The 11,874-nt window shown below is 62.1% G+C and carries 10 protein-coding genes; 7 read left to right on the top strand and 3 right to left on the bottom strand.

Features of this window, described 5'->3' with window-relative positions:
- Nucleotides 1–2: 2 nt before the first annotated feature.
- Complete coding sequence (gene ocd / locus NLY42_RS07930) at nt 3–1,064, bottom strand: ornithine cyclodeaminase (protein ID WP_023706788.1); 1,062 nt, start codon at nt 1,062–1,064, stop codon at nt 3–5.
- Nucleotides 1,061–1,996 carry an arginase gene (rocF, locus tag NLY42_RS07935; protein ID WP_023754932.1) on the bottom strand — a complete coding sequence of 312 codons (936 nt, stop codon included), beginning with the start codon at nt 1,994–1,996 and terminating at the stop codon, nt 1,061–1,063. The genes ocd and rocF overlap by 4 nt, the downstream gene beginning before the upstream one ends.
- Nucleotides 1,997–2,142: 146 nt before the next feature.
- Between rocF and NLY42_RS07940 the strand changes: the two genes are divergently transcribed.
- The 4 genes from NLY42_RS07940 (at nt 2,143) to NLY42_RS07955 (ending at nt 6,779) form a co-directional block, all read left to right on the top strand.
- Nucleotides 2,143–2,583, top strand: coding sequence for an Lrp/AsnC family transcriptional regulator (locus tag NLY42_RS07940; protein ID WP_023685065.1), 441 nt, complete (start codon nt 2,143–2,145; stop codon nt 2,581–2,583).
- Between the two features lie 590 nt (nt 2,584–3,173).
- Nucleotides 3,174–4,388, top strand: a complete 1,215-nt coding sequence (locus NLY42_RS07945) for a glycosyltransferase family protein (protein ID WP_023754931.1) — start codon at nt 3,174–3,176, stop codon at nt 4,386–4,388.
- A gap of 1 nt (nt 4,389) precedes the next feature.
- Entirely contained in the window at nt 4,390–5,634 is a 1,245-nt protein-coding gene (locus NLY42_RS07950; protein ID WP_023687620.1) for a glycosyltransferase, read from the top strand.
- Complete coding sequence (locus NLY42_RS07955) at nt 5,631–6,779, top strand: glycosyltransferase family protein (protein ID WP_023754930.1); 1,149 nt, start codon at nt 5,631–5,633, stop codon at nt 6,777–6,779. Before NLY42_RS07950 ends, NLY42_RS07955 begins: the two co-directional genes overlap by 4 nt.
- Here the strand turns inward: NLY42_RS07955 and NLY42_RS07960 are convergent.
- Nucleotides 6,757–7,428 (bottom strand): class I SAM-dependent methyltransferase, encoded by a 672-nt coding sequence (locus NLY42_RS07960; protein WP_084558991.1) that lies wholly within the window; start codon nt 7,426–7,428, stop codon nt 6,757–6,759. The two genes, NLY42_RS07955 and NLY42_RS07960, sit on opposite strands and share 23 nt — an antisense overlap.
- Nucleotides 7,429–7,694: 266 nt before the next feature.
- Here NLY42_RS07960 and NLY42_RS07965 point away from each other — a divergent pair, with 266 nt between their 5' ends.
- From NLY42_RS07965 to NLY42_RS07975, 3 genes are all read left to right on the top strand, one after another.
- A complete protein-coding gene (locus tag NLY42_RS07965) occupies nt 7,695–10,409 on the top strand; it encodes an ABC transporter transmembrane domain-containing protein (protein ID WP_023672145.1) in 2,715 nt (904 codons plus the stop codon).
- 34 nt (nt 10,410–10,443) lie between these two features.
- The gene (locus NLY42_RS07970) at nt 10,444–10,911 is read left to right on the top strand and encodes a cyclic nucleotide-binding domain-containing protein (RefSeq protein ID WP_023672144.1); all 468 of its coding nucleotides are present in this window, start codon (nt 10,444–10,446) and stop codon (nt 10,909–10,911) included.
- 111 nt (nt 10,912–11,022) lie between these two features.
- Nucleotides 11,023–11,874: an MBL fold metallo-hydrolase gene (locus NLY42_RS07975; protein ID WP_023672143.1), complete on the top strand. Its 852-nt coding sequence runs from the start codon at nt 11,023–11,025 to the stop codon at nt 11,872–11,874.

The raw sequence follows: 11,874 nt of genomic DNA on the forward strand, positions 1-11,874 counted from the left end.
CCTCAGGCGGCGGCCGGCTGCAGCGCTGCCCTGAGCAGCATGCCGAAGAGGTCGCGCGGCTCGTCGGGATCGGCGAGCAGGTCGAGCTCCTCGTAGAGGCCGGTGGCCTGAAGCTGGTCTCTGACATAGCGCAGCGCGGAAAAATCCTCGGTGGCGAAGCCGACGGAATCGAACAAGGTGATCTGTTCCGCCGTCTTGCGGCCTTCCGCCTTGCCGGTCATCACCTGCCACAACTCGGTCACCGGATGGTCGGCGTGGAGCTGCTGGATTTCGCCCTCGATGCGCGTCTGCGGCGAGAACTCGACGAAGATGTCGGAGCGCAAAAGGATGTCGCGGTGCAGTTCCGTCTTGCCGGGGCAGTCGCCGCCGACCGCGTTGATGTGCACGCCGGAACCGACCATGTTGTCGGTCAGAATGGTGGCGGACAGCTTGTCGGCGGTCACCGTGGTGATGATGTCGACGCCTTCCACAGCATCCTGGCCGGTCGCGCAGATGGTGATGTCAAAGCCTTTGCCGGCGAGGTTGCGGGCGCATTTCTCGGAAGCCGAGCGGTCGATATCATAGAGCCGCAGCCGGTCGATGCCGAGCAGCGCTTTGAAGGCGACAGCCTGGAATTCGGACTGGGCGCCATTGCCGATGATGGCCATCGAGCGCGCGCCTTTCGGCGCCAGATATTTGGCCGCGACAGCGGAGGTCGCCGCGGTGCGCAGCGCCGTCAGGATCGTCATTTCGGTGAGCAGCATCGGATAGCCGGAGCCGACATCGGCGAGCACGCCGAAGGCGGTGACGGTCTGGCGCCCCTCGCGCATGTTCTTGGGATGGCCGTTGACATATTTGAAGCCGTATAGCCGGCCGTCGCTGGTCGGCATCAGTTCGATGACGCCGTCATGGCTGTGCGAGGCGATGCGCGGCGTCTTGTCGAACAGCTCCCAGCGGCGAAAATCCTCCTCGATATAGGCGGCGAGTTCGGTGAGGAACCGCTCGACGCCGATGGTCAGCACCAGCTTCATCATGCGGTCGACGCTGACGAAGGGGACGATGGCAAGGCGGGAAGGCTGGGTCATGCAATGCTTCCGGAATGGCTGCGGGTCGGGCGGTCCATGATGCGCCGGCCCATCAGGCTGGCGGCGAGGTCGACAATCAGCGTGGCGGTGCGGCCGCGCTCGTCGAGGAACGGGTTGAGCTCGACCAGATCAAGGCTGGAGACCAGGCCGCTGTCGGACAGCATCTCCATCACCAGGTGCGCCTCGCGGAAGGTGGCGCCGCCGGGCACGGTGGTGCCGACGGCCGGCGCGATGGAGGGGTCGAGGAAGTCGACGTCGAGGCTGACATGCAGCAGGCCGTTTTCCTTTTCGACGATGGCCAGGAAGGCGCGCAGCAAAGGTGCGACGCCGTGCTCGTCAATGGTGCGCATGTCGTGCACGGTAACCCCCGCTTCGCTCAGCGCCCGGCGCTCCGCCGGATCGACGCTGCGCAGGCCCATGACGCAGATGTGGGCAGGGTCGACGGCGACAGGCAGGTCCGGGAAATAACCGTTGAAGCCCGGCCGGCCGCTGGCATAGGCGAGCGGCACGCCGTGCAGATTGCCGCTGACGGTGGTATCGAGCGTGTGGAAATCGGGATGTGCGTCGAGCCACAGCACGAAGAGCGGCCGGCCGCGTTCGGCGGCGCGGCGGGCTATGCCCGACACCGTGCCGGCCGATATCGCGTGGTCGCCGCCAAGGAAGATCGGCATGGCGTTCCGCGAAGCCGCATAGGCGGTCTCGGCTATCGCCGCCGTCCAGGCGGAAATCTCCGGTAGGGCCTTCAGCGCGAGATTGCCATGGACGATTGCGCGCACGGCGGCCGGTTGCACCGCGCCCCAGTCCTCGACCTCGTGGCCAAGTTCCGACAGCACCGAGACAAGCCCGGCCGTGCGCAGCGCGCTTGGCCCCATCTCGCATCCCATCCTGCCGGCGCCGTCCTGCACCGGCGCGCCAACGATCCTGCAGCGCATGTTTCTTGTTGTCCTTGTAAATTGATTGGGCGGTTGATGCGTGGAATGAACCATCCCGGCCCGGCAGTATGAACAGGCGAAATTGGCATTTCGAGAAGAATGATTTATCAATCCGATAAGTCAGTTTGGTCAAAGTGGATAGAATCATGGACTTGCTCGACGAAAGGCTGGTCACGCTGCTCAGGCATGATGCCCGGCGCAGCATCTCCGATCTCGCGGTCGATCTCGGGGTGTCGCGCGCCACGGTCAGGGCGCGCATGGAGCGGCTGGAAAAAACGGGCGAGATCATCGGCTACACGGTGGTGCTGCGCGCCGACGCGGTCGACCAGCGGATACGCGGCGTGATGATGATCGAGATCGAGGGCCATGCCGCCGACCGCGTGGTCCGGGCGCTCGGCGGCCTCGCCGAGGTTTCGACCATTCACACCACCAATGGCCGCTGGGACCTGGTGGTCGAACTCGGAACGGCGTCGCTCACCGATTTCGACGCGGTGCTTAGGCGGATACGGCTCATCCCGGGGATAACCGGCAGCGAGACAAGTCTGCTGCTGGCGACGCCGCGCACCACAAGGGCAAGGTTGGCGTAGCCGTCGTTCCGGCCGGCGTGTTCACGCAAAGCTTTGTGACGGATCTGGCGAATGGGTCGCCTGCCTGCGAAATCTCATTGAGGGCGGAGCTATCCTCCACGTGACGGAGGAAGCCGGCATGACGCGAGATTGCACCAGCTTGAACGGTGCAAGGACCGGATGCTTGCCACAGGCCAAGGCTGATGGCAGGATAAAAGGCCGCAACGTGCGGCCTCTGGCGGCCGTTGTGTTTCGATGGATTATGAAGCATTTTCCCAAGGTGCGGGTTCTCCTCACAATGTGCGGCAGCCTCGTTTCGCCTTGGTCGCCCTTGATTTTTCGCAATGTGCGCTTTGCCTGCCTCAGGCGGCAGGGCATTTAGTTCCACGGGGTCAAGCCTCATGACAGAGATTTGTGCTCGGGCCGTCTATCGTCGGCGAAGACAAGGCATGGCGCCACAATCAGCGCCCCTGGCATTCGTGACCTGGTGAAGAATGCCGTTGCGTACCTCTCGCCCCCATGTTTCAAAACAGGTCGATAGACCCGTGAGAATGGTTTCGAAGCCTGCGGGGTTGCCCACGGTCCGGCGAGAATTCTAAAAGACGTTCACAATGACACAGCACGCAAAAGACGCACGAATTCTCATGTACAGCCACGACACGTTCGGGCTCGGCCATCTGCAGCGCTGCCGAACGATCGCGCATTCGCTGGTCGGGGATTTCCGCGGACTTCAGGTGCTAATCATTTCGGGCGCCACCATCGCCGGCGCCTTCGACTACCGCGCCCGCGTCGACTTCGTGAAGATCCCCAGCGTCATCAAGCTGCGAAACGGCGAATACACCTCGCTGGAAAAGGACATCGATCTGCACGAGACGCTAAGGATGCGGCAGTCGATTATCCGCCACACGGCCGAGAGCTTCCGGCCGGATATCTTCATCGTCGACAAGGAACCGCTGGGGCTGCGCGGAGAGATCGAGGATACGCTGTCCTACCTCAAGACGCGGGGCACCACGCTCGTGCTTGGCCTGCGCGAGGTGATGGACGCGCCGCATTTGCTCGAAGCGGAGTGGGCACGCAGGGATGTGATGCGCAAGATCGGCCTGTTCTACGACAAGGTCTGGGTCTATGGCCCGCCGGATTTCTACGATCCGCTGACCGGCCTGGAGGTGCCGCCGGCGGTCAGGGCAAAGATGAAGTTCGTCGGTTTCCTGCAACGGAGCCTGCAGCAGAACCAGTTGCCCGGCCACCGGCCCGAGGGCGACTATATCCTGGTTACCACCGGTGGCGGCGGTGACGGCGCCGACCTGATCCACAACGTCATCGAGGCCTATCAGCAGGATCCGCTATTGCAGCACCGGGCGCTGATCGTCCTTGGGCCCTACATGCCGGCGCGCAAGCGCAACAAGCTGGTCAGGAAAGGGGCCAAGATCCCCTACGTCAAGATCATCGAATTCGACAACCGCATGGAAGAGCTGATTGCCGGCGCCAAGGCGGTGGTGGCGATGGGCGGCTACAACACCTATTGCGAGATACTGTCTTTCGACAAGCCGGCGCTGATCGTGCCGCGCGTCACGCCGCGCGAGGAACAGCTGATCCGGGCACGGCGCGCAGCCGAACTCGGCCTCATCGAGATGCTTTTGCCTGAGGAAGCCGAGGATGCCCAGCGGTTTGCCGATGCGCTGCAGGTTTTGCCGGGCCGGCCCCGCCCATCGCAGAGCAATGCGCATCTGACGCTGGAAGGGCTGCCTCATATTTCCGAAATCGTCGCGGAACTGCTCGACCGGCGGGCCGGCCATCACCTTTCGGTCATTGAAGGCATGAACTGAGTTGCAACACCGCAAGATCGTCGTGGTTCTGAAGGGCTACCCGCGGCTGTCGGAAACCTTCATCGCGCAGGAGCTGCTCGGTCTGGAGCGTGCGGGGTTCGACCTGATACTTTTCGCGCTCAGGCGGCCGACCGACGCAAAACGTCATCCCGTGCATGACGAGATCAAGGCCCCCGTCCATTATCTGCCGGAATATCTGCACAGAGAGCCGCTGCGCGTGGTTCGATCGCTGTTTGCCTGTCTGCCGCGGCCTGGCTTCTGGCGCGCGCTCAAATCGCTCGCTGCCGATATCCGCCGCGACTTTACGCGCAATCGCGCGCGCCGCTTCGGGCAAGCGCTGGTGCTGGCGGCCGAATGGCCGCAAGATGCCGGATGGCTGCATGCCCATTTCGCGCACACGCCGGCATCGGTGACGCGCTATGCCAGCCAGCTTCGTGGCTTGCCCTGGAGCTGCTCAGCCCATGCCAAGGACATCTGGACGTCGGCGGACTGGGATCTGGCCGGCAAGCTTTCCTCGGCGCGCTGGACGGTCACGTGCACGAAAACCGGCTTCGACCATCTGAAAAAACTCGCCAACGGCAGTTCGTCCGTGCATCTGAGCTATCATGGGCTCGACCTTGACCGCTTCGGCAGTTTCGGCGAGGCGCGAAAACAGCGTGACGGCTCGGCGCCGGCCGAACCGGTCATGATCTTGAGTGTCGGACGCGCCGTTGAAAAGAAAGGCTATGATACGTTGCTGGAGGCTCTTGCCCTCTTGCCTGGCGATCTGGCGTGGTGTTTCGAGCATATCGGTGGCGGCGAGGAACTGAAGCGGCTGAAGGCGCTGGCGCAAAGGCTCGGGCTGGAGGGGCGCGTCTCCTGGAAAGGCGCGCTGGCGCAGGAGGAGGTGCTTGAGCACTACCGCAGCGCCGACATCTTCGCTTTGGCCTGCAGGATCACCGCGGACGGCGACCGGGACGGCCTGCCGAATGTTCTGGTGGAGGCGGCCAGCCAGCGGCTTGCCTGCGTGTCGACCGATATTTCCGGCGTGCCGGAGCTTTTATCGTCGGATGAAACCGGGCTGCTGATTCCCTCGGAAAACCCGACTGCCCTGGCACAGGCGCTGGAGCGCCTGATCCGCGATCCCGTCCTGCGCGTCCGCCTCGGCGACGCCGCGGAGCGGCGCGTGCGAAGCAATTTCGATCATGTGGCAGGCATTGGACAGCTCAAGGAACTGTTCGAGCGGGAGTGGCGGGCCGCCGAATGAAGCGGCTGCGCGCTTTCTTCTATGTTCAGCACCTGCTCGGCATCGGCCATCTCGCGCGCGCCAGCCGCATTGCGGCGGCTCTGGTCGATGACGGGTTCGACGTCACCGTCGTGACCGGCGGAGCGCCGATCGCGGGATTTCCGGGATCGGGTGTAAAATCCGTGACCCTGCCGCCTGTCACCTCCGGTGACGAAGGATTTTCCGGACTTGTCGACCTGCAGGGCAAAGCCGTCGACGATGATTTCAAGACGCGGCGCTCAGAGATGCTGCTGCAGGCTTTCCGGGATTACAGGCCCGACATCGTCATTATCGAGGCGTTTCCCTTTGGACGCCGGCAGATGCGTTTCGAACTCTTGCCACTGATCGAGGCCATCGAAGCGACATCGCCCAGACCGCTGCTGGCGGCGTCCGTCCGCGACATCCTTCAGGAGCGCGTGAAGCCGAGCCGAAACGAAGAAACGGTCGATATCGTCAACAGGCATTTCGATCTTGTCATGGTCCATGGCGATCCGGCTTTCGCAACCATCGACAAGACATTTCCGCTGGCTGGGGCGATCAGGGCCGAGGTCGCCTACACCGGGCTCGTTGCCGCGCCGCCGGCGCAAGCGGCCTCAGAGCGCTTCGACGTCCTGGTGTCGGTTGGCGGCGGGGCGGCCGGAAAGAGCCTTGTCAGATCCACCGTCGCGGCGGCGCGAAATGCCGACAACGCCTGGACATGGTGTTTGATCACCGGCCCAAACCTGCCGAAGGACGAGTTTGACGCGATTTCACGCGATGCCTCCCCACGCCTGTCCATCTTCCGGTTCCGCGAGGATTTCGCCAGCCTGTTGACCGGCGCCCGCCTGTCGGTCTCGCAGGCGGGTTACAACACGGTCTGCGATGTCCTGCGCGCGGGGTGTCGCTCCCTGCTCATTCCATTTGCAGCCGGCGGGGAAACCGAGCAGACGCGTCGCGCCCTGATGCTCGAAGAGCTCGGTCTTGCAACGGTGCTGACGGAACAGGACCTGACGCCTGAAGGTCTGGCGCAAGCGATCGAGCAGGCGCTTGCGGGACCGCCGCCAGCCGCGCATCGCCTCGATCTGGAAGGGGCGCGGCGCTCGGCGCAAATCCTGCGCGAGCGCTTCAAACAGTTCCGATCAGCATGAAGCGTGTATAATTTTTTGTCGGCAATTCGCCGGAGAACCTGATCTGCCGCAGCGCCGCCATGGCTTCGAAGGCTGCAAGTGACGCCACGCAGTTGATGTGCGTCGGCTCGCTGAAATAATCGTTCGATTGCAGCAGCACGTTCGTGCCCCGCGGAAGCAGGGCAAGCCAGGCGCTGAGGTCGGCTATGTGTTCGCAGCTCGTATTGACCACCAAGTCGGGCCCGCCGGCGGCATAGTCGAGTGCGTACATATCTGCCGTCAGCGCTTGAAACCGGTCGCCGGCTTGCCGGTTGAGTGTCCGGGCGACCGCGCCGACTTCGGGATCAATGTCGATGCTGTCGATCGCCGCGATGTCGAAGCGGGCGTCGTTGAAAAGCATCGCCGGCAATACGCCGTACCATCCACCCAGAACCCATATGCGCTCGAACCGACCGCCGCAGCTTTCGAAAAGCCTGTCGAGCGCCCACATCTTGCAGGCGACCTGCTTGTGGTTGAAGGCGTTCGCGATATTGGCCTGCGGATGCTTGGCGATGACGCGCGCCAGCCCGGCCACGAGAGGGTGGTCGACATAGGCGGCAATTCCCCGCGTGAGGTCCAGGGCTTGCTCATGCCCATCCATGCCGGCATTGCGTGGTTGCGTGACATCCATCATATTCGTCTTCTATGTTGGGATTTCGGGCGACACAACGCAATCTTGCCTCATGCAAGGCTGTTCGACTTGCGGACGCGATTGTGCCGCAAGCCGTTTCGCCATTGCCCGGAGGAGGCCGATTGCATTTGTCCGGACCATCGGCATCCATCCGCCTGGCGCGCAGCTGCCGCTTCGAGATCGTCGTTGGCGGCGAAGACATGGCCAATACACCATTCGCCAGCAGGTGCCTTTACATTCTGCATCCTTCAAACTGACAATCGCATATGGAAACCAGCCTAGCCCGCTATATCTGGACGCACACCAGGAAGCAGCAGCTCTGGATATTGATGATCGTCGTGCTTTCGATGGTCCCGTATTTCATGTCGTTCGACCTGCCGAAGCTGATCGTCAACGGCCCGATCCAAGGCAAGGGGTTCGAGCAACCGGGCGCGACCCTGCCATTCATGCGGTTGCACTATAATCTGCCGTTCATCGGCGAGGTCCAGTTCTTCTCCGGTTTTCAACTGGACCGCACGTCGACCCTGCTTGCGCTCAGCCTTGTGTTCCTCTTGCTGGTCGTCATCAACGGCTTGTTCAAGCTCTACATCAACACTTACAAGGGCCGGCTCGGCGAACGCATGCTGCGGCGTATTCGTTTCGACCTGGTCGATCGTGTGCTGCGGTTTCCGCCGGTTTACTTCAAGCGGGTGAAATCCGCCGAAGTGGCGACCATGGTGAAGGACGAGGTGGAGCCGCTGGGCGGCTTCATCGGCGATGCCTTCCTGCAGCCGGTGCTGCTCGGCGGCCAGGCGCTGACGGCCATGCTGTTCATCATGGTCCAGAACGTCTGGCTCGGAATGATAGCGGTCGTGATCGTGGCGATCCAGATCGTGCTTATCCCGCGAATGCGGCGGCGGCTGCTCGTGCTGGGGCGCCAGCGGCAGTTGACGGCGCGCGCGCTGTCGGGCCGGGTTGGCGAAATCGTCGACGGCATCGGCGCGGTTCACGTCCACGATACGTCGAATTACGAGCGCGCCGACATAGCAGCCCGGCTCGGGCTCATCTTCAAAATCCGCTTCGATCTTTACCAATGGAAATTCATGGTAAAGTTCCTCAACAATTTTCTCGCGCAGCTCACGCCCTTTCTGTTCTACATGATCGGTGGCTATCTGGTCATCCAGGGGCGGCTGGATGTCGGCCAGCTCGTGGCCGTGATTGGCGCCTACAAGGACTTGCCCGGACCGATGAAGGAACTGATCGACTGGGATCAGGACCGGCAGGATGTCCAGGTCAAATATCAGCAGGTCGTCGAACAGTTCACCGTCGAGAATATCATCGCGCCGGAAATCGGAGCACTGACGATCGACGATCCCGATCCGATGACCAAGCCGCTGTCGGCGATCAGCCTGTCGATAGCCGACGATGGCGGCGCAATGCTCCTCAATCGCATCTCGCTCGAGGTCAAGCCGGGTGAGACGGTGGCGCTGGTCAGCACCGCAACAGGGGGAGCGGAGGCGCTTGCGGAAGCCTTTGCGCGGCTGACCTGGCCGGATAGTGGAAGGATCGTTTCGGGCTCCGATGACTTGCTCGATCTCCCCGAAGCCGTGACCGGCCGGCGCATGTCCTACGCTTCGTCGGATGTTTTCCTGTTCCAGGCAAGCCTGCGCGACAATTTGCTCTACGGGTTGAAGCATGCGCCGCTGACATCGGTGACATATGACGGCGCCGCGGCGGACCAGCACCGTTGGAATATCGACGAGGCGCGCCGGTCGGGCAATCCGGATCTCGATATCCGCAGCGACTGGATCAACTATGCCTCCGCCGGCGCCACCGGCCCGCACGACCTCTTTGAAGCCGTGCGCCGGGTGCTCGACGCGGTTCTTCTGTCGCGCGACATTCTGGATCTAGGCTTGCGCTCTTCGGCCGACCTCAAGCGCCACACGAAGCTTGCCGGGCGGATCGTCGAATTGCGTGCGGCGCTGCGAACCCGGTTGGAGGAAGAAGGCCTGAGCGCGCTGGTGGTTCCTTTTGAACCGGGCGCCTACAACAAGGAAGCGACGATCGGCCAGAACCTGCTCTTCGGCGCTGCGGCCGGCCCCGAACTGGCTCACAAGGCACTGGCGTCCAATCCCTATTTTGCTTCCGTGCTGAAGCAAGCCGGCCTCGACCGCACGCTCTACGAAATGGGCATGGAGATCGCCGAACAGGCGATCGAGCTGTTTGCCGACCTGCCGCCCGAACATCAGTTCTTCCAGCAGCTCGCCTTCATGAGCGCCGAGGAGATACCCGCCTACGAAACCTTGCTGCAACGGCTCAAGAATCGCCCCTACGATGCGGTTTCGGAGAACGACCGCGCCATGATGGTCACCTTAAGCTTTGCCTATATCGAGCCCCGGCATCGCTTCGGCCTGTTGACCGACGAGCTGATGAGCAAGATCATCGCTGCACGCAACCAGTTCTATGAAAACCTGCCGGCCGAGCTGGAGAAAGCTGTCGAACGGTTTGATCCTGCCAAATACATCGCCGCGGCCACCGTCATGGACAACGTCCTGTTCGGGCGTGTCGGCAACAACCATCCCGACGCGCCGGACCGTATTCGCTCCATCGTCTATGATATTCTTGACGAACTGGGACTTTATGCCGAGCTTCTGGATGTCGGCCTGGACTTCAACGTCGGCGCCGCCGGCAGGCGGCTGACCGGCGGACAGCGACAGAAGCTCGATGTTGCCCGCGCCTTGCTCAAGCGTCCCGATTTCCTCATTCTCAATCGGCCGCTGTCAGCGCTCGACCAGCGCGTGCAGGACAAAGTGTTGCGGAATGTGCTCGACGAAGCCAGACGCGACGGCCATTCGCCGGCAATTGTGTGGGTGGTGACGAATCCGGCAATGGCGGCGATGTTCGATCGGGTTGTGGTCTTTGACTCAGGCCAATTGGTGGAAGACGGAACACACGAGACACTCTTGGCGGGAAACGGTATCTTCAAGGAACTTGTGTCATAGTCTGGCAAACGCGAATTCAGGAAGGTTTGCGACAATGCTGCTCAAGGATGAAGTTGGAATGCTGCAACGCGTTCCCTTGTTCTCTGGCATCGAGCCGACAAAGCTCAAGCTGCTCGCGTTCACGTCCGATCGCGTGAACTACAGTGCCGGCCAGATTCTTTTCCGGCAGGGCGACGAGGCAGACGCGGCCTATGTCATCCTTTCGGGCAGCGCGGATATTCTGGTCGATTCCGACAATGGGCCGATCAAAGTTGCTGAATTGCTGCCAAATTCGATCGTTGGCGAGATTGCCATATTGTGCAACAGCTCCCGTACTGCCACCGTCAAAGCGGCAAGTGAGCTGGAGGCCTTGAGAATCCGCAAGGACCATTTCCTGAGGCTTATGAAGGAGTTTCCCGAAATGACCATCGAGATATTGCGGGTTCTTGCCGATAGGCTAAGCAGTACGACCGCGGACCTGATCGACGCACGAACGGCCGAGAGCGATTCACAGTTGCACTGAAGCGGCGAGCCGCTCTGTTTCTTTGTTTTGATGCAGTTTCCGGAACCGTGTCACACCTTTCCTGGAACGACTCTGGCAGCAGTTGGTTGGCTACGATGGGCGAAAGGGTGCATGGACGACGATTTCTTCCTTGTCAGGTTTTGGGGCGTGCGCGGCAGCATTGCGGTGTCGGGGCCAGAATTTGCTCGCTATGGCGGCAACACGATCTGCATCGAGATGCAATGCGGCAAGCATACGCTTCTGTTCGACGCGGGCTCCGGCTTGCGGCCTGCCGGCAGGACGCTTCGGGCGGCGGGCGTCACCGATTTCGACCTGTTTTTCACCCATTGCCACTACGACCACGTCATCGGGCTGCCGGCTTTCAAGCCTATTTATGAACGAGGCATCAAAGTTACGCTTTGGTCCGGGCATCTGGCTGGACGCATGACGACGCGGCAGATGGTCGATGAATTCATTCGGCCGCCATGGTTTCCGGTGACACTCGGTGTCTGCAAGGCGAGCCTCGACTGCCGCGATTTCGCATCCGGAGACGTGCTTCGGCCGCGCGAAGGAGTTGTTGTGCGGACCGGTAGTCTTACCCATCCGGGCGGCTGCATCGGCTACCGGGTCGAATGGGGGGGCCGCGTCGTGGCGGTCATCACAGACACCGAGCACGAGCCGGGCAAACTCGATCCGGCGGTGCTCGGCCTGATCGAGAATGCCGACCTCGTCATTTACGATTGCACCTACACCGAGGAGGAAATGGAGCGCTACCGCGGCAACGGGCACTCGACATGGCAACAGGGCGTCAAGCTCTGCGAGGCGGCCGGCGCGCGCGGGCTTGCGCTGTTTCACCACGATCCGGCACGCACCGACGATGAGCTGGACGAGATGGAGAAACTGGCCAAAGACAGATTTGCCGGCGCTTTTGCGGCGCGGGATGGCCAGACGCTCACATTTCCAGTCTTGCACAAAAAGCGCTGA

The organism is Mesorhizobium sp. C372A, assembly GCF_030323245.1.
Taxonomy (GTDB): domain Bacteria; phylum Pseudomonadota; class Alphaproteobacteria; order Rhizobiales; family Rhizobiaceae; genus Mesorhizobium.